Annotated in this window: 16 protein-coding genes and 5 pseudogenes; 11 read left to right on the top strand and 10 right to left on the bottom strand. The window is 68.4% G+C overall.

Annotated features, from left to right (window positions below; all coding sequences use genetic code 11):
* Nucleotides 1–192 precede the first annotated feature (192 nt).
* From OG254_RS00985 to OG254_RS00975, 3 genes and pseudogenes are all read left to right on the top strand, one after another.
* Nucleotides 193–1,009, top strand: a pseudogene (locus tag OG254_RS00985) (IS5 family transposase).
* 178 nt (nt 1,010–1,187) lie between these two features.
* A pseudogene (locus OG254_RS00980) lies at nt 1,188–1,481 on the top strand (IS701 family transposase); the annotation flags it as partial.
* Between the two features lie 318 nt (nt 1,482–1,799).
* Nucleotides 1,800–2,363 carry a DinB family protein gene (locus OG254_RS00975; RefSeq protein WP_405576402.1) on the top strand — a complete coding sequence of 188 codons (564 nt, stop codon included), beginning with the start codon at nt 1,800–1,802 and terminating at the stop codon, nt 2,361–2,363.
* On the opposite strand, the gene OG254_RS00970 is transcribed toward OG254_RS00975, so the two are convergent.
* Together OG254_RS00970 and OG254_RS00965 are read right to left on the bottom strand one after the other, a co-directional pair.
* The gene (locus tag OG254_RS00970; RefSeq protein WP_405576400.1) at nt 2,272–3,129 is read right to left on the bottom strand and encodes a transposase family protein; all 858 of its coding nucleotides are present in this window, start codon (nt 3,127–3,129) and stop codon (nt 2,272–2,274) included. The two genes, OG254_RS00975 and OG254_RS00970, sit on opposite strands and share 92 nt — an antisense overlap.
* A gap of 290 nt (nt 3,130–3,419) precedes the next feature.
* Nucleotides 3,420–3,800, bottom strand: coding sequence for a hypothetical protein (locus tag OG254_RS00965; RefSeq protein ID WP_405576398.1), 381 nt, complete (start codon nt 3,798–3,800; stop codon nt 3,420–3,422).
* Nucleotides 3,801–4,400: 600 nt separating this feature from the next.
* Between OG254_RS00965 and OG254_RS00960 the strand changes: the two genes are divergently transcribed.
* Both OG254_RS00960 and OG254_RS00955 read left to right on the top strand, forming a co-directional pair.
* Nucleotides 4,401–4,820 (top strand): Hsp20/alpha crystallin family protein, encoded by a 420-nt coding sequence (locus OG254_RS00960; RefSeq protein ID WP_405576396.1) that lies wholly within the window; start codon nt 4,401–4,403, stop codon nt 4,818–4,820.
* A 70-nt stretch (nt 4,821–4,890) separates the two neighbouring features.
* On the top strand, nt 4,891–5,613 hold the full coding sequence (locus tag OG254_RS00955) for a DNA-binding response regulator (RefSeq protein WP_405576394.1): 723 nt from the start codon (nt 4,891–4,893) through the stop codon (nt 5,611–5,613).
* Between the two features lie 11 nt (nt 5,614–5,624).
* Here OG254_RS00955 and OG254_RS00950 read toward each other — a convergent pair whose 3' ends face one another.
* Nucleotides 5,625–5,915 (bottom strand): hypothetical protein, encoded by a 291-nt coding sequence (locus OG254_RS00950; RefSeq protein ID WP_405576392.1) that lies wholly within the window; start codon nt 5,913–5,915, stop codon nt 5,625–5,627.
* 251 nt (nt 5,916–6,166) lie between these two features.
* Here OG254_RS00950 and OG254_RS00945 point away from each other — a divergent pair.
* The 4 genes and pseudogenes from OG254_RS00945 (at nt 6,167) to OG254_RS00930 (ending at nt 9,462) form a co-directional block, all read left to right on the top strand.
* Nucleotides 6,167–7,335, top strand: a pseudogene (locus OG254_RS00945) (IS256 family transposase).
* Nucleotides 7,336–7,387: 52 nt separating this feature from the next.
* On the top strand, nt 7,388–7,906 hold the full coding sequence (locus OG254_RS00940; protein ID WP_405576390.1) for a hypothetical protein: 519 nt from the start codon (nt 7,388–7,390) through the stop codon (nt 7,904–7,906).
* Nucleotides 7,907–7,960: 54 nt separating this feature from the next.
* Nucleotides 7,961–8,710 (top strand): annotated as a pseudogene (locus tag OG254_RS00935) (glycosyl hydrolase family 95 catalytic domain-containing protein); the annotation flags it as partial.
* Between the two features lie 35 nt (nt 8,711–8,745).
* Nucleotides 8,746–9,462 (top strand): glycoside hydrolase family 12 protein, encoded by a 717-nt coding sequence (locus tag OG254_RS00930; RefSeq protein WP_405576388.1) that lies wholly within the window; start codon nt 8,746–8,748, stop codon nt 9,460–9,462.
* A 36-nt stretch (nt 9,463–9,498) separates the two neighbouring features.
* On the opposite strand, the gene OG254_RS00925 is transcribed toward OG254_RS00930, so the two are convergent.
* The 5 genes from OG254_RS00925 to OG254_RS00905 form a co-directional block, all read right to left on the bottom strand.
* Nucleotides 9,499–10,686, bottom strand: a complete 1,188-nt coding sequence (locus OG254_RS00925; protein WP_405576386.1) for a sulfotransferase family protein — start codon at nt 10,684–10,686, stop codon at nt 9,499–9,501.
* Between the two features lie 376 nt (nt 10,687–11,062).
* The gene (locus tag OG254_RS00920) at nt 11,063–11,383 is read right to left on the bottom strand and encodes a hypothetical protein (RefSeq protein ID WP_405576384.1); all 321 of its coding nucleotides are present in this window, start codon (nt 11,381–11,383) and stop codon (nt 11,063–11,065) included.
* 20 nt (nt 11,384–11,403) lie between these two features.
* A complete protein-coding gene (locus OG254_RS00915; RefSeq protein ID WP_405594773.1) occupies nt 11,404–11,994 on the bottom strand; it encodes an IS630 family transposase in 591 nt (196 codons plus the stop codon).
* Nucleotides 11,928–12,482, bottom strand: coding sequence for a helix-turn-helix domain-containing protein (locus tag OG254_RS00910; protein WP_405576380.1), 555 nt, complete (start codon nt 12,480–12,482; stop codon nt 11,928–11,930). Before OG254_RS00910 ends, OG254_RS00915 begins: the two co-directional genes overlap by 67 nt.
* 287 nt (nt 12,483–12,769) lie before the next feature.
* A complete protein-coding gene (locus tag OG254_RS00905) occupies nt 12,770–13,954 on the bottom strand; it encodes an IS701 family transposase (protein ID WP_405576382.1) in 1,185 nt (394 codons plus the stop codon).
* Between the two features lie 180 nt (nt 13,955–14,134).
* On the opposite strand from OG254_RS00905, the gene OG254_RS00900 reads away from it, so the two are divergent.
* The gene (locus OG254_RS00900) at nt 14,135–14,689 is read left to right on the top strand and encodes a helix-turn-helix domain-containing protein (RefSeq protein WP_405576380.1); all 555 of its coding nucleotides are present in this window, start codon (nt 14,135–14,137) and stop codon (nt 14,687–14,689) included.
* Nucleotides 14,620–15,213: an IS630 family transposase gene (locus OG254_RS00895; RefSeq protein WP_405594770.1), complete on the top strand. Its 594-nt coding sequence runs from the start codon at nt 14,620–14,622 to the stop codon at nt 15,211–15,213. Before OG254_RS00900 ends, OG254_RS00895 begins: the two co-directional genes overlap by 70 nt.
* Nucleotides 15,214–15,289: 76 nt before the next feature.
* Here OG254_RS00895 and OG254_RS00890 read toward each other — a convergent pair.
* Nucleotides 15,290–15,460: pseudogene (locus OG254_RS00890) on the bottom strand (IS5/IS1182 family transposase); the annotation flags it as partial.
* A 150-nt stretch (nt 15,461–15,610) separates the two neighbouring features.
* Complete coding sequence (locus tag OG254_RS00885) at nt 15,611–16,948, bottom strand: ferric reductase-like transmembrane domain-containing protein (protein WP_405576378.1); 1,338 nt, start codon at nt 16,946–16,948, stop codon at nt 15,611–15,613.
* Nucleotides 16,949–17,002: the final 54 nt, after the last annotated feature.

Raw genomic sequence — 17,002 nt, 5'->3', positions numbered from 1 at the left:
AGCGAGCTGATGGGCTGTCATGTGGCGGGTGTTCGTGACCGGCGGTGCGCGATCGATGTTGTTCTGATCGTGCAAGATGATGTGTGCCCTGATGTGTGGGCGGGAGAGCTGGACGAGGTGCTGTTGCGGGTTGGCCACCGGTTCGGGCGGGTTGATCATGTGACTGTCTGCTTTGTCGCTCGTTGAGGGGGCATGGGGAAGCGTCAGTCGCGGCCGTGGATCGTGTCGGACGAACTGTGGTCGCTTATCGAGCCGTTGCTGCCTGAGCCGGCGCCGAGCTGGTGGAGGGACGGCCGCGAGTGCCCGACCGTCAGGCCTTGTGCGGCATCCTGTTCGTGCTGCACACCGGCATCCAGTGGGAGTACCTGCCCCAGGAGCTCGGCTTCGGCTCGGGCATGACCTGCTGGCGTCGCCTGGCGGCCTGGAACGAGGCAGGTGTCTGGGACCAGCTGCACCAGCTGCTGCTGAACAAGCTGCGGTCGAAGAACCAGCTGGACTGGTCGCGGGCGGTGATCGACTCCTCCCGCGTCCGGGCCGTACGGCGAGGCCCAAAAGCGGGCCCAGCCCGGTCGACCGCGCACGCCCGGGCAGCAAACACCACATCATCACGGACGGGCAGGGCATCCCGCTCGCGGTGTCTTTGACCGGTGGCAACCGCAACGACGTCACCCAACTGCTGCCACTGCTGGACAAGATCCCAGCAGTGGCGGGAGTGGTCGGCCGACCGCGCCGACGGCCCGACATGCTCTTCGCGGACCGCGGCTACGACCATGACAAGTACCGTCGGCTGCTGCGCCAGCGCGGGATCAGGCCCGCGATCGCCGAGCGGGGACAACCGCACGGCACCGGCCTGGGCACCTTCCGCTGGGTCGTCGAGCGGACGATCTCCTGGCTACACGGCTTCCGCCGCCTACGGATCCGCTGGGAACGCCGCGACGACATCCATGAGGCCTTCCTCGGACTCGCCGTCTGCCTGATCACCCACAGACACGTCGAGAGGCTTTGTTAGGGCCAGTAAAGGCCCCCGCCTCTATGACTGGGCAGCCCCTCAACTTCCCGCCGTCCCGTTCTTCGACGGCGACGAGCCAAGCCATCACAGGTGGGTCATGGCCCGCCGAAGCATCTCCCGTCCGGACAACATCGCCTACTACCTGGCCCATGCTCCCACCGGCACCTCCGTCAGTGAGCTGGTCGAGGTCGCAGGAAGCCGCTGGGCCATCGAAGCCTGTTTTGAGAGCGCGAAGAACGAGTGCGGCCTGGACCAGTACGAGGTCCGCCGGTACATCGGCTGGTACCGGCACATCACCCTGGCCATGCTCGCCCACGCCTTCCTCGCCGCCATGGCCGCCAAGGGCGGAACGGAAAGGGGGGCCGCAGAAACGGATCAGCCCTCGCGCCCCTCACCTTGGCGGAAATCCGAAGGCTCATGGCAACTTGCCGCCCCAGGGCAGGACACCACTGGCACATTGATCAGGTACTGAGAGTCTTCGCCATCTTCGAACATGCAGGTCGGAGGCTCTGGCGTGGCGCTCGCTCGGGATACTCATGCTGATCTCGGGCGGGAGTCTGCGGTCTTGATCATCCGTCATGTCATCGGTCGGGGCTGTCACATTCGGGTCATTGAACCCAGCCCAGCCAGCCGGGTTGTCAATGTCAAACAGTCGCTCGCGGCGGCGCGGCTCGAAGGGCACATCAGCCCCCAGCGTCATCTCCCGGTGCGGTACGCTCTCGCGGCCCACGGACGGCGACGGCGTCCGCGAGGGTCGCAGCCAGGTCTCCATTGTTTGTAGTGTGCGGAAATGACAACAAGCGAGCGGCTCGCGGAGCAGTTGGACTGGCACTGGCGCACGAACCTGCGGCCGCGGCTGGACGGTCTTACCGATGAGGAGTACTTCTGGGAGCCGGTGCGTGGCTGCTGGAGCGTCCGCCCGCGTGGCACGTCGGCCGCACCGATGTCGGAAGGTTCGGGCGAGTGGACGATGGACTTCGCGTCCCCTGGCCCGGTGCCGGCGCCGGTGACCACGATTGCCTGGCGGCTGGCGCACATCATCGTCTCGTGCCTGGGCTATCGGGTCGGATGGTACTTCGGCGGCCAGGACGTCGACTCCGAGACATTCGCCTACGCGGGGACCGCTGACGAGGCGCTGAAACAGCTCGATGAGATGTACGGGAGATGGAACGAGGGGGTCCGCGCGCTCTCGGACGCTGACCTGGAGAATCCGCCCACGGTGGGTCCCGAGCGGTTTCCCATGGAGAACAGGGTCCTGCACGTCAATAGGGAGCTGATCCATCACGGCGCTGAGATTTCCCTGCTGCGCGACCTCTACCGCTGGCAGGACGGAGCCGTACCGCGCCGAATATGACTTTTCGGTAACCGGCGATCGAGCTTCGGAAACCTACGTGGACTCCGTGACGCTCCGTGGCTGCGAGCTTCAGTGAAGCTGCGCCCTCTTGAAGTAGCTGGTCAGGGTGGTGGCGTGAGGGTCGTTCGGGGTGGTCATGCTGGTGCAGGCCGGTCGCGCGGGCGGGATCGGTGCGGAGCTTGGTGAGGATCCGCCAGTTCTTGAGATGGGCGAAGCCGTGCTTGACCGGGGCGCGTGTGGCGGCGAGCGCCCGGTTCGCTTCCTTTTCGCTGGTGGTGAGCTTGCGGGCGCGGGTGGCCTTGAAGCCGGTGACGACCACGGGGTCATCCGGGTCGTCGTCCAGGCCGAGGAAGCCGAGATCGGCCAGGGCGCCGAGGCCAGCGGCGCGTAGGTGGGACAGGATGCGGTCACGGCGGGCGGCGGTGATGTCGTGAGTGCGGCCGGGCCGAGCCGCGGAGATCCAGATCATCCGGCCCCGTTCGTCGGTCAGGGCGAGGACGTGCAGGCCGTGACGGTGGTATTTGCCGGAGTAGTTCGGCCGGTTCGCCGTCCCGATGCGGCGCTGGGTGGGGATCAGGGTGCAGTCGATCAGGACGACCTCGCCGCCCCGCCGGGCGATCTTCTTCAGGGCGCGGTCCAGCCGTGGGGCCTTGGCGGCCAGCAAGGTGATCAGCTCGTCGCGCCAGCGCCGGATGGTGGTGGCCGAGACGTCGTTGCCGCCGGCCATGTCGGTCAGGCGCTGATCGTGCCGCAGCACGGCCAGCACAATGGTCGCGATCCTCCCGGCCGGCAGTGCCCGCCACCTGGACCGTATCGACTTCAGGTGGCCGCGCAGCAGATCGGCGAGGTAGTTCACGGTGCGCGTGGACAGCGGCAGGCGGCACTGGTGGACCAGGACACGGTGTCCCCGGCATGCTTATTGGTTTTCGTCACACAATTCCAACAGCCGCCGGGGGTACCTTGGTTACGCCCTGCCGTCGGTGCGGGCCGGTCACGGGCGGACGGTGAACTTCCCGTCGGGCCGTTTCTGCAGCCAGCCGCGGTCGGCCAGCTTCGTCAGCCTCCCGCGCAGGGCTCCAGCTTGCCCCGCACCCCGGTGTCCACGCCCAGCGCCTCGCCGATCTGCCGGGTAGCGACCGGACTGCCGGCCGCCCGCACGCAAGCCAGGATGCGCTGATACTCCGCCGGCAACGCGGACTCCAAAACTCCCGGCCACGCTCCGGGACCACCCTTCACTGCCCGACCCGCCACCTGAACCACCGGCGATCCGGCCTGGGCCCGCTCGTCGGCGAGCTGCTCACTCATCCGCTGCCACACCCGCTCGGCCACGGCAAGCTCATCCCGCGCCTCCGCCAGCTGCTTGACCAGCTGTTCTTCGAGTCCGACCAGCTCCGCACGACGCGCGGCGATTCGTTCCTGTATCTCGAGGTCCATCATGCGCCGGAGCGTACGAGCGGCGCCGATCCCGACGGACGAGAACCCGCAAAACCAACCCTGCCAGACGATCTACACCTCAGACTGCCGCCCACCACCAGCACGAGCACCCCGAACGACCCTCACGCCACCACCCTGATCAGCTACTTCAAGATGGCGCAGCTTCAGTGAGGCGGGAAAACCCTGCCAGGCCGCACCAGGAGGAGCACGGGTCGCGGATGGCGGAGGCGCGAGGCCCGGTCCGGGGGCAGGACCCCGAGGGCGATCATCAGCGTTTGGAGGGCGCGGATCTCGATGATCAAATGCCCTACGTAGCCGTCGACTTCCTGGCCCGCGTTGTCGACATGGGCTGGCTGGGTAACGCCCCCGGCGGCTGCCACGCCCCAGCAACCCCTGATCGAGTCCGATGGCATCTCGGTTGCCGATGCGCCCGATGGCGCGGCAAGCGTGACGGCTCCGCGCCGGGGTGTGCTCCCGCGCGTCCTGCGGCACCGTGGGCGAAGGGGGGAGCTCACCGGCGCCGGCAGCTCCGTGATCTGTACGCCCCTCACGGGCCGATGGCTTCACCTCCCTGTTCCCGATGTCCCGTCCATCCCCCCTGGAATGTGGTCACCTCGGGACGACGTCGAGGAGACCGAGGACGCCTACCTGGTTGTGGTGGACATGCTCGGAGCCCGGAAGGGTCAGGTGGAGTTCAAAGTCGCCGACTCCCAGCTGTCCATCCACGGCGAGGCCAAAGACACTGAACACTGGGGGTGGTGCGTCGGCAAGCCCGCAGACTCCGGCGCTTCGACTACCGGCTCGGCCTGCCCGGTGATGTCGACGCCCGTGCAGATCACCGCGGAGCTGTCGGACGGAGTCCGCACGGTACAGGTGCCCAAGGCGGAGGAGGCCAGGGCACGCCACATCGAGGTGACGTCCTGGCTAGTTGATCACAACCACACAGGCCCTAACGGGCAGGTTCGGCGTGCATACGAGGCACACACCCTCGTGTGTCCTGGCGCCTCTGCCGGGATCGGCTGACGGTTGGCACACCACAGAACGATCGTGGATCACCGGTCCACTCACGACGAACAGCACTGGGAGGTCGACGATGCACTCGCCGAAGGCAGACGAGGAAGTCGCGGCGCACCTCGCGCGGGCCCTCGTCTACTCGCACGACCTCATCACCCGCCGCGGCGTGCGCGCTCTGCTGCGCGACTGCGCGCGTGACGCTGTGGTTGTCGAGACGACCACCTTGCCCGAAGCGATCGGGCTCACCCCTCGCCTGCGGCCCGACATCGTCGTGCTCGACGGATCACGCTCCACCCATCTGGTGCTGACCGTGCTGCCGCGGCTCACCGCGATCACGAAGGTGCTGGTGCTGCTGCCGAACGAACACGTGACCGGACCGGCCCACCGGACGGGCGCGCACACCTTGCTCCGGGCCGACGTATGCCGCGCCGGTTTCGTCGGAGCGGTGCACGAGGTGCTGTCCACGGGCCGGACGCCGTTGTCGCCAGGTCTCCCCGCCGTCGACCCATCCCGTGCCGCGGCAACACAGCCCCAGACACACGGCCGGAGCCGGGAAGCGGACGTTATCGAGTTCCCCGTCAGCGGCACTCACGACGTCCGGCGGTACCTCTCGAGACGGGAAGTGGACGTCATGGACCAGGTCGCGCGCGGGCTGTGCAACTCCGACATCGCCATGCTTCTCGGCATTAGGGAGAAGACGGTCAAGAACCACATCAACCAGATCTACGCGAAGCTTCAGGTAGCCACCCGTGCGCAGGCGATCCTGCAGTGGCTCGGCGTCGGTCACCAGATAGCGGAGTGAGCACGGCCCCGCTAGACGGCGCGCAGCCGCGCGAAGCGGTCGCCGCGCGCTTCGCGATGTCGCCGAGGGAGCCGCGCAAGCGTGCCGGGCAGGAGAAATTCCCCGTCGCGATGCGGATGCTGCCGCGCGGGATCAGGCGAGATCTCCTTGCCGGAGTCGCCAGGTGGATCGACAAGCTCGGCGACTCCGCCCCCGGTGACCGGCTCCAGCACCTCGACCGCGCAGAGCAGGACGTGCGCGACGGCCTTCCTCCAGCGACGTGGCTGGCTGGCATCGTTGCCGCGATCCGGTCCACGCGGCATGCCACCCGAGCCGTTCCTCGCCCTGCCCGAGGCCAACCGGCAGGAACCAGCACTGCTCAGGACTTGTGGATCGGTTCCGGGAGGTGTACAGAGGGCGTACCTTCCCGAATGATCCTGTGATGGTCACCGAGTAGGCCCGCGTTCGCAGCGCGGGTCGGGAAGGCACGCCCGTGCTCAGCGTAGTGAATGCCGACGGTTTGACGGAGTCTGGCTCCTTGATCGACGAGATTGTCCGCGAGGGCGCCCGGCGGATGCTGGCCGCCGCGCTGGAGGCGGAAGTCAACCAGTCCATAGCCGAGTTGGCGGCCGAGACCGACGAGCGAGGGCGGCGCCTGGTGGTGCGCAACGGCCGCCACCAGCCGCGGACCGTGGCCACCGCGGCCGGCCCGGTGGACGTCACGGCGCCTCGGGTGAACGACCGCTGCGTCGATGAGGCCACCGGCGAGCGGAAGCGGTTCTCCTCGAAGATCCTGGCGCCGTGGTGCCGCAAGTCGCCCAAGGTGAGCGAGGTGCTGCCGCTGCTCTACTTGCACGGGCTGTCATCGGGGGACTTCGTGTCGGCGCTGGAGCAGTTCCTCGGCTCTGCCGCCGGCCTGTCGGCCGCAACTGTGACCCGGCTGACGAAGCAGTGGGGCGAGGATCATGCCGCGTTCCAGAGCCGGGACCTGTCGGACCGGGATTTCGTCTACGTGTGGGCCGACGGGGTGCACCCGAAGGCCCGGCTCGGGCAGGCGCATTCGTGCGTGCTGGTCCTGCTCGGCGTCCGCGTGGACGGCACCAAGGAGTTGATCGCGCTCGCGGAGGGGTTGCGGGAGTCGACGGAGTCGTGGGCGGACCTGCTGCGGGACTGCCGCCGACGCGGCATGGGGGACCCTGAGCTGGTGGTCGGCGATGGTGCGATGGGACTGTGGCGGGCCTGGCTGCGGTGTTCCCCGCAGCCCGGCATCAGAGGTGCTGGGTTCACAAATCCCGGAATGTCACCAATGCCCTGCCGAAGTCGGCCCAGCCCGGCGCGACCAGGGCGATGCAGGAGATCTACAACGCCGAGGACCGCGCCCACGCCGAGAAGGCCATCGAAGCATTCGCGAAGACCTACGGCACCAAGTGGCCCAAGGCCGCCGCGAAGATCACCGACGACCGGGACGAACTGCTGGCGTTCTACGACTTCCCCGCCGAGCACTGGATCCACCTGCGGACCACCAACCCAATCGAGTCCACCTTTTCCACCGTCAAGCTCCGCACCAAGGTCACCCGCGGCGCCGGCAGCCCGGCCGCCGCCCTGGCGATGGTGTTCAAGCTGGTCGAGTCCGCCCAGGACCGATGGCGGGCGATCACCGGTGCCCGCCTGGTGGCACTCGTCCGCGCGGGGGCCCGGTTCGAGAACGGCGTCCTGGTCGAGCGCCAGGAGCAGGCCGCGTGACCACGCGAAAAACAGGTGCACAGATCCGGCTCAGCGGTGCGACACTGCCCCCATGACCAGGCCAGAGCTCCCCGAACTCGACTATCTGCGGGAGATCGAACGGCTCGCCAAGGCAGTTGCCTCCGCGGCCGCCGGTGAGCAGTGGTACGCCGGCGACACCGAAGGCGAGGGGCCGCTCCAACGTAGTGTCAACGCTCTGGGACGGGCGCTGCTGCACTACCACTTCCCCCTGGACGGGTGCCTGGAGGAGGAGGCAGAGCGCCTACAGGTTCCTCTCGCCGCCGTGGCCGTCATCCGTCCCGAGGCCATGCCCGCCGGCACCGACGAGACCTACCCGCATGCCTGTGTCCGGCTGGGAGTGGAAGCACGCCCCGAAGGGTGGGCGTTGTGGGAGACCTGGGTCGACGGCAACGCGAAGGTCACCATGGTCGTCTCCGCCGTGGACACCACCGAGGGCTTGCTCACCAACTGGGCCAAGGGCAGAGACCTGCTCCCGGTCATGCCGCTGCCCTCCCAGATCGCCCAGGTCCACGCCGGCTGGACCGGCTGGGGATCGATCTTCTCCCCCTAAGGCAAGAGGAAGCTCGGCCTCAACGGACAGCCGTGATCCACAGGTATTGACTACAACGCGGCCATGGACCTCTCGGCCGCCCGGCACGCCCTGCGCACGGCCGCCCACTACCACCCGGACACCCCCGAGACCGACCGCTGGCGCACCCTCGCCGACCGTCTCCCACCGCACCGGATCAACGCCGACGGCGCCCTCGCCGAGTGGGCCTGGCCCGGCCTGGCGGACACCTACGACCACCGCCATCTCAGCCACCTCTACGGCGTCTGGCCGCTCGACGAGATCACCCCGTACGACACCCCGGACCTCGCGTCGGCCGCCCATCGCGCCCTCGAACTGCGCGGCGCCGAGAACGACTCCGCGCACGGCCACCTCCACCACGCCCTGATCGCGGCCCGCCTCAGGGACGGCGACCGGGTCGCCCACGCCCTCGACCAGGTCCTCGGCGGCGACTTCTTCCACGCCTCCCTGATGAGCGCCCACTACCCGAACCGCGACGTCTACAACGCGGACGCGGCGCACACCCTGCCCGCCGTACTGATCGAGATGCTCGTGCAGTCGACCCCGGACCGGCTGGTCCTGCTGCCGGCGCTGCCGCCCGACCTGCCGGAAGGCCGACTGCGGGGCATCCGTACCCGGTTCGGCGCGCAGCTCGATCTGACCTGGGCGCCCGGCGGGGTCACGGCGATCCTCAGGCCGACCCGCACCCTCCGTATCGAACTCCGGACTTCCTCCGGCGACGGTAAAGCCCGATCGCTCGACCTCACCGCCGGAGAAGACCACGTCCTCAGCCTCGGGGCGTGGTAACCCCCGCAACTCCCCCCACCCATGGAAGGGACACCATGGCACACAGCAAGCTCCGCAAGATCACCATGGCCGTGCTGGCCCCGGCGATGGCCCTCGGCGCCACCGTCGGCCTCGCCTCCGCCCCGGCACAGGCCGCCGTCTGGAACTCCTGCGACCAGTGGGGCAGCACCAGCCTGAACGGCTACACCCTCTACAACAACATCTGGGGCTCCGGTGCCGTCAGCCAGTGCATCTGGGCCAACTCCGGCACCAACTGGGGCGTCTGGGCCAACCACCCGAACACCGGCGGCATCAAGTCCTACCCGAACTCCAAGAAGGTGATCAACAAGACGATCGCCTCCCTCGGTTCGCTCACCAGCAGCTACAACGTCACCGTTCCGTCGTCCGGCGCGTACAACACGTCGTACGACATCTGGGACACCGACTACGACTACGAGATCATGCTCTGGGTCAACTACAACGGCGGCGTCGGCCCGCTCGGCACCTCGCAGGGCAATGTCACCCTCGGCGGCCACACCTGGACCGTCTACAAGGGCAGCAACGGCGCGAACGAGGTGTTCTCGTTCCTGCGGACGTCCGACTCCAGCTCCGGCAGCGTGGACATCAAGCCGATCCTCGGCTGGATAGCCAACACCAAGGGCTGGATGTCCAGCGGCGAGACCATCGGTGACGTCCAGTTCGGCTACGAGATCACCTCGTCGTCCGGCGGACTGGACTTCGTCACCAACAACCTGACGGTCAGCAGCAGCTGACGTGTGAGCAGGGCCGGGATCGGTCCGCGTCTCGCCTCAGGCGGGGTCGACCTCGGCCCGCAGTGCGTTGTAGTCCGCGAACGCGGCCTCGACCTCGGCGCGGGTCAGGCCGTAGCGGGCCAGGTCGTAGCGGTGCGGGCGGGTGCCCTTCGGGCGGGCGACCGCACCGGCGAGCCGGGCTGCCTCGGCATCGGTCCAGCGTGCGCCCACCGCGTCGTGGAGCTTGGGCGCGCCCGTGGCGGGCTCGACGCCGAGCCAGGAGTACGGGGCGTCCACCACCGCCTCGCGCGGGAGGGCGGCACGGGCCGCGAGCCCGCGCTCCATGGCACGGCTGAGCAGGCCGAACCAGGTGGCCCCGATGCCGTGCAGGTCCAGGGGGCGGGTGCTGACGCCCATGGCGTGCTCGATCAGGCTGCAGAGGGAGGCCACCGCGGTGACCGGGTCACGGTGGCACCACACGAGCGTGGCGTCCGGGAACACCGTGCGCAGCGCGTCCAGGTTGCCCAGGTGCACCGGCGACTTGAGGATCCAGCGGCGGCGCGGACGGCCGTACTGCAGGACCTGGAACACCTGCTTGAGATACCGGTAGTCGTCGGTGAAGTCCCGCTCGCGGTACCACGCCTCGTACTCGGGGATCAGCGCCTGTGACAGCGGCATCAGGGCGTGCGGCAGGGCGAAGGTGCACTCCTCCGGGCCCTCGGCCGCCATCGGGTGGATGTCGCGGGAGCGCGGCGAGAACAGGTGGGCGCCCTGGACCATCCGGCGCGCGGCGGTGATCGCCCTGCGGCGCTCGCGGGGTGGCAACTCCAGGTCGGGGGCCAGCAGTTCCCACAGCAGCGGAGCGCGGTGCTCGGCCGACAGCGACAGCACGGCGTGCGTCACCGTGGTCGCGGTGCGCGGCAGGCCCACCACGAACACCGGCTTGTCGACCGGTTCCCGCTCGATGTGAGGGTGCTCGGCGATCAGCCGCCGGATGCGGGCCCGGTTGGCGAGATGCCTGCGCACGAAGACCTGCGCGGACTTCCAGCCGACCGGGGTGAGGTTCTCGGCCTTCGCCCACCAGGTCAGCAGCGACCGGAAGTCGTCGACGAACTGCCGGTCTCCCTTCGCCTCTCCCGCTTCGACGGCGATCCGGTCGAAGACGCGGTCGGGGTCGCGGCGCGAGCCGAAGGCCGGTCGCAGCAGCTGATTGGCCAGGGTGAGGGCCGGCGGGGGCGTGGGCATGCAGGGACCCTATCGCGCCGAACTGACCGGAGCACTGCTCAGGACTTGTGGATCGGTTCCGGGAGGTGTACAGAGGGCGTACCTTCCCGAATGATCCTGTGATGGTCACCGAGTAGGCCCGCGTTCGCAGCGCGGGTCGGGAAGGCACGCCCGTGCTCAGCATAGTGAATGCCGACGCTTTGACGGAGTCTGGCTCCTTGATCGACGAGATTGTCCGCGAGGGGGTCTTCTTCGGCAGCGCCGTGCTCGACTCCCGGCTCGACCTCTCAGCTTTCCCCGGCCTCGGCCCTGCTCGCGGCAGCGCGGTCCGAGACCGCCGGGTGACCGTGGAGCAGAGCGACCACCAGCATCGGCACCGTGACCAGCGGGAAACGATTCACATCGCGTTCAGGAGCACGAACTTCAGCCACAGGTTGATCGGGTTCGCCAGGTCGATCGCGGCGAACCCGTCGAGCGCCGCAGTCGCGAAGTAGAGCACATCTCTGTAGATCTGCGTAACACCGACCAGCACGGCGATCATCGCCGCGATCCGCCTGCGGCCCGCCCGGAACAGCACCAGCGCGCACAGCTGCCCGGTGGCTCCGGCGAACACGGTGACCGCCTCCATCGCGACCACGAACGAGTCAGCGGTGAGGTAACGGCTGTCCGCCTGGCTGTAGCTCCACAGCGGCCACGCCCAGTGGTCCGTCGCGGTCACGCCGACTAGTGCTGGGTTCCTCAAACGGCGTACGCATATCGGCGCCGTAGTCGGCGGGTTGGCGGTGCGGGCCTGCCCCAGACCCAGGGCTGGGCTCGGGTGTTGAGCTGGGCTGTTGCGAGACGGGTGGCTTGCTCGATCTCGGGTGGTCCTGCGAAGGACTGCCCGGCGAGGGCGGCCTTGCGGAAGATGCGCCACCAGCCTTCCTGAAGGTTGAGCCAGCAGGCGCCGACGGGGATGAAGACGTGCCGGATTCTGGGGTGGTCCACCAGCCAAGTCCGGGTGGACAGGCTGTTGTGTGAGGACAGGTTGTCGGTAACGACGTAGATGTCCCCAGCGGGATTGGCTGCCTCGACCTTCTGAAGAAACTGCTGGTAGAAGGCACTGTTGCGAGAGGAAGCGGTCATGGTGATTTCCTGTCCGTCCCGCACTCGCAGCGCACCGTAGACCCAGGTCTTCTCCGGTCCGCGGCTGTAGTCGACTTCGGACTTGATGCGGTGGCCGTCCGGCGACCAGCCCGGCGCCGGCGGGAACGTGCGGGGGATCACCGGTCCGAGCTCGTCGGCGCAGACGACCGTCGCGCCGCCGGGCGGGCGGGTGTAGAGCTCGATGATCCTTGTCCTTTTCCCTCGAAGTCTGCGTCCCTCGAGCGGGTCCAGGACCGGGTGCGGCGCCAGCGCACCCTCTCGGCCAGCAGGATCCGACGGACCTGGCTGCGGCCGATCTCGATGCCCCGCCGCTGGGCCTCCGCGGCCAGTGCGTCAAGGGTCCACTCCGGCGGCCCGGACTCGTCCTCTGCGGCCAGTTCGCCGCCTGCCTGCACGGTCAGCCGGCCCGGCGCCGGCTGTCTGACCAAGCCGATGATCATCGAGCGTTCCGCCTCGGTGATCCGCCGTTTGCGGCCCTGACCGCCCATATCCTCCAGTCCGTCCAGGCCAGAGCGGTTGAAGCGGTGCAACCAGCGGCGGACCGTCTTGGGGTTGCACCTCAACTCTTCCGCGATGGCCGGCACCCGCTGTCCGGACCAGCTCAGCTCGACCATGCGCGCCCGCACCACCAGATCGCGCGGCGCTTTGCGGGCTCGCGACAGTCGAAGCACGAGCCGTTGCTCGTTCTCGTCACGGCTCGGCCGTGCCCGTAACACCACCGTCCAGCACCCGCTCCCGAGCAACCGAACAGCCCCGCCACCAGGACATATACCCAGCAAAAGAGGAACCCAGCACTAGTACTGCAACGGTGCTTGAGCTGATTGCTGACCAGTTCAGGGGCTGTGTCCGCGTCGTTTGTAGTGGCTGATGCGGGCTTGGTGCTGGCGTTGACGACGCCATGTCGACCAGTGAAGGATGTGGTCGGCCGGGGTGGGACGGCGGTTGGTGAGGCGGGTGATCAATCTTCTGATCTCGGCGAGGCTGTAGTGGATGAGCTGGGAGGATCCGTTTCTGCTTTCTCCGCATCCAGCTCGCGGGCCCGCAGGACTGTCAGGCAGGCATGCGCGGCCATGGCGAGGGTCATGTGGCGATGCCAGCCGGGGTAGCGGCGGACCTGGTAGTCGTCGAGACCGCACTCCTGCTTCGCCGTCTGGAAACACTCCTCCACCGCCCATCGGCTGCCCGCGATGCGGATCAGCTCGTCCAGCGTGGTCTGGGCCGGGCAGTAGGCGATGTAGTAGGAGATCTCCTCGGGCCTGCTCACGCTGCGGCGGGCGATCACCCAGTGCCGGCGGTCCTCGCGGTGCCAGGGCCTCACCTCGACGCGGGCCCAGTCATAGATCCGCCGGCCGTGTGCTCCTTCACCGCAGGAACGGCGCTTCCATTTCTGCCGCGGCAGGCCGGGAAACAGGTCGTGGACGGGGTGGTCGATGGACCAGCGGGTGACGACCGTGTCGTGCCGCGTGGTGGCCATGACGTGGAAGACGTCCGCCTGCTCCAGCTCGAACCGCCAGCCCTTGCTGAAGCCGTAGGCGGCGTCCGCCGTCACCCAGCCGAACGGCACCCGGTCGGCGATGGCCCGGCGGACCATCGCCTTGGCCATGGCCACCTTCGTCTCGAAGCCGACCGTGTCGTCGATGCCCGCCCGCCGGCAGCGTTCCCGGTCGTCCGTCCAGGACGTGGGCAGATACAACCGCCGGTCGATGAGCGTGCGTCCGCGATCTGTGGCGTAGGCGAGGAACACCCCGATCTGGCTGTTCTCGGTGCGGCCGGCGGTGCCGGAGTACTGCCTTTGCACGCCGGCCGAACGGATGCCCTTCTTCAGAAACCCGGTGTCATCGACGATCAGGACGGCGTCCCGGTCTCCGAGGTGTTCGACGACGTAGTCGCGGACGTCGTCCAGGACCTCGTCGGCGTCCCACTCGATCCGGTTCAGCAGCCGGTGGATGCGATCGGGTCCGGCATGCCCGGCCTCCTCCGCCAGCGTCCAGCCGTTCTTGCGCTGCAGCGGCGCAACCAGCCCCCGCATATAAGCAAGCGCCGACTGACGCGGCTCCTCCCGGCTGAACCGGTGCACGAACCGCTCATGCAGTACGTCCAGCTCTCCGGCCCACAGCCTGACTTCAGCAAGGTCCCCACCCATAACCACACCAACGAACGAGCTGGCCAGCAGTCACGGCAAGCACCGTTGCAGTACTAGTGCTGGGTTCCTCTTTTGCTGGGTATATGTCCTGGTGGCGGGGCTGTTCGGTTGCTCGGGAGCGGGTGCTGGACGGTGGTGTTACGGGCACGGCCGAGCCGTGACGAGAACGAGCAACGGCTCGTGCTTCGACTGTCGCGAGCCCGCAAAGCGCCGCGCGATCTGGTGGTGCGGGCGCGCATGGTCGAGCTGAGCTGGTCCGGACAGCGGGTGCCGGCCATCGCGGAAGAGTTGAGGTGCAACCCCAAGACGGTCCGCCGCTGGTTGCACCGCTTCAACCGCTCTGGCCTGGACGGACTGGAGGATATGGGCGGTCAGGGCCGCAAACGGCGGATCACCGAGGCGGAACGCTCGATGATCATCGGCTTGGTCAGACAGCCGGCGCCGGGCCGGCTGACCGTGCAGGCAGGCGGCGAACTGGCCGCAGAGGACGAGTCCGGGCCGCCGGAGTGGACCCTTGACGCACTGGCCGCGGAGGCCCAGCGGCGGGGCATCGAGATCGGCCGCAGCCAGGTCCGTCGGATCCTGCTGGCCGAGAGGGTGCGCTGGCGCCGCACCCGGTCCTGGACCCGCTCGAGGGACGCAGACTTCGAGGGAAAAGGACAAGGATCATCGAGCTCTACACCCGCCCGCCCGGCGGCGCGACGGTCGTCTGCGCCGACGAGCTCGGACCGGTGATCCCCCGCACGTTCCCGCCGGCGCCGGGCTGGTCGCCGGACGGCCACCGCATCAAGTCCGAAGTCGACTACAGCCGCGGACCGGAGAAGACCTGGGTCTACGGTGCGCTGCGAGTGCGGGACGGACAGGAAATCACCATGACCGCTTCCTCTCGCAACAGTGCCTTCTACCAGCAGTTTCTTCAGAAGGTCGAGGCAGCCAATCCCGCTGGGGACATCTACGTCGTTACCGACAACCTGTCCTCACACAACAGCCTGTCCACCCGGACTTGGCTGGTGGACCACCCCAGAATCCGGCACGTCTTCATCCCCGTCGGCGCCTGCTGGCTCAACCTTCAGGAAGGCTGGTGGCGCATCTTCCGCAAGGCCGCCCTCGCCGGGCAGTCCTTCGCAGGACCACCCGAGATCGAGCAAGCCACCCGTCTCGCAACAGCCCAGCTCAACACCCGAGCCCAGCCCTGGGTCTGGGGCAGGCCCGCACCGCCAACCCGCCGACTACGGCGCCGATATGCGTACGCCGTTTGAGGAACCCAGCACTAGGACTTGTCCGCCCGATTAAGTGACTGTCTGACGGTTGGCTCGTTGTGTCAGGCATGGGGCGGAGTGCCTGCTTGAAGCAGCCGAGCTTCCGCCATCTGGTGTTACGGGCCCGGCGGTGCTCGTACAGCAGCCAGGCAGCATGCTCAACGAGCTCGTACGGGACGTCGAGCATGGCTCGATACGGAACCAACAGGGCCCCTTCGGTCGCCGGTGTGCTGAATGGAATCACCACGCCAACGACGAGGGGCCCTGCCTTGTCACCGTGCCCTCTGACCAGCCTGTTCACCCTCGCGGCACAGGATGAGGAGGTTCACTGGGCAGGTTCAGCGGCCTGTGTCGATGACGCTATCCCGCATGTGACCGCTTCGACACATCTTCCGGGTCAGGCGAGGCCGAACCGCTCGGCGTGGACCTGCCGGGCCGGTACCCGCAAGGCCCGCAGGCCCGTGAGGACGGCCGTGGTCATGGCCGGTGGGCCGCAGACGTACACGTCGCGTTCGGTGATGTCGGGGACCAGTCGGTGCAGGTTGTGCGGGTCGAAGGGCGGGGTGCCGCCCTCGCCGGTCCTGCCGGTGAGGAGGTGTAGCCGTCCGCCCCGCAGCGCGACCAGGTGGCGGACCTCGTCCAGGAGTACGGCGTCGGCCTCGCTGCGGACCCGGTACAGGACGACGAAGTCGCCGGTCGCCTGTTCCTCCAGCATGGCGCGTACGGGTGTGATGCCGATGCCGCCGGCGATCAGCAGGGCGCCGGGCCGGGTGCGGTGCAGCGAGGTGAACGCCCCGTACGGTCCCTCGACGAAGGCGCGGCTGCCGACCGGGACGTTCCGCAGGCCGGCGCTGGTGCTGCCCGCCGCCTTCGCCGTGAGGCGCAGCCCCTGTCCGTCGGGCGCCGCCGACAGGGAGAAGGGGTTGGCCAGCCACCAGTGGTGGTGTCCGGGGAACCGCCAGATGCAGAACTGGCCCGCCCGGGCGGGGAGTTTGTCGAGGTGCCGGCCGGTGACGTACACGGAGACCACGTTGTCCGACTCCGGCACCACGGCGGCGACGGTGAACCGGTGGTAGGCGTTGCGCCACAGCGGCATGACAACACGGCCCGTCAGCAGGGAGCCGAAGGCGAACAGCCACAGGACCCACCAGTAGGCCGTGGCGAACGCGGAGGACGTGAATGTCGTCGTCTCCTGCAACTGGTGGACGAACGCCAGGCCCAGGGCCACGTACAGCAGCAGGTGCAGACCGTGCCAGACCTCGTACTGGAGCCGCCGCCGCAGGCCACGGGTGGAGATCACGGCGATCACGACGATGAGGGTCGCGGCGAGCATGCCGAGCAGGGAGGCCGGCACACCGCTCAGCGCGACGAACGTCTTCCCCATAGACGTGTCGTCGAGTGTGGCGTAGCCGAGCACCACCAGGGTGGCGTGGGTGAGGACGGTCCACAGCAGCGTGAAGCCGACCCAGCGGTGCCACACCGTGAGCCGGTCCATTCCGATACGGCGGTCCAGCCACGGCAGCCGGGCCACCAGCACCAGTTGGAACAGCAACAGCAGGGCCGCGTGCAGGCCGAAGAACTTGGCGACCGTCAGCACGCCGTTCTTGCCCGAGCCCGCAGTGGCGAACAACGCCTCGACGATCACCACATTGACGATGACGAATGTCCACATCGCCCAGCGCGCCGCCTGCACCGGAACCACGGTACCGCGCACCGTGTTGCTCGCTGTCGCCATGGTCGCCTCTCATCCCCCGGGCCGCGGTAGTCGCGACCCGTCCGCACAAACCCC

This window comes from Streptomyces sp. NBC_01092 (genome assembly GCF_045039535.1).
In the GTDB taxonomy this organism is placed as follows: Bacteria; Actinomycetota; Actinomycetes; order Streptomycetales; family Streptomycetaceae; genus Streptomyces.
Note: the sequence above shows the minus strand (reverse complement) of the source record. Positions and strands in the feature narration are given on the sequence as shown.

Bases quoted from the DNA above. Each gene is read 5' to 3' on its own strand.
- OG254_RS00965 (WP_405576398.1), bottom strand. From the start codon at position 3,800: ATGATGGACCTCGAGATACAGGAACGAATCGCCGCGCGTCGTGCGGAG.
- OG254_RS00960 (WP_405576396.1), top strand. From the start codon at position 4,401: ATGTGGTCACCTCGGGACGACGTCGAGGAGACCGAGGACGCCTACCTG.
- OG254_RS00955 (WP_405576394.1), top strand. From the start codon at position 4,891: ATGCACTCGCCGAAGGCAGACGAGGAAGTCGCGGCGCACCTCGCGCGG.
- OG254_RS00950 (WP_405576392.1), bottom strand. From the start codon at position 5,915: ATGCCGCGTGGACCGGATCGCGGCAACGATGCCAGCCAGCCACGTCGC.
- OG254_RS00940 (WP_405576390.1), top strand. From the start codon at position 7,388: ATGACCAGGCCAGAGCTCCCCGAACTCGACTATCTGCGGGAGATCGAA.
- OG254_RS00905 (WP_405576382.1), bottom strand. From the start codon at position 13,954: ATGGGTGGGGACCTTGCTGAAGTCAGGCTGTGGGCCGGAGAGCTGGAC.
- OG254_RS00930 (WP_405576388.1), top strand. From the start codon at position 8,746: ATGGCACACAGCAAGCTCCGCAAGATCACCATGGCCGTGCTGGCCCCG.
- OG254_RS00925 (WP_405576386.1), bottom strand. From the start codon at position 10,686: ATGCCCACGCCCCCGCCGGCCCTCACCCTGGCCAATCAGCTGCTGCGA.
- OG254_RS00975 (WP_405576402.1), top strand. From the start codon at position 1,800: ATGACAACAAGCGAGCGGCTCGCGGAGCAGTTGGACTGGCACTGGCGC.
- OG254_RS00885 (WP_405576378.1), bottom strand. From the start codon at position 16,948: ATGGCGACAGCGAGCAACACGGTGCGCGGTACCGTGGTTCCGGTGCAG.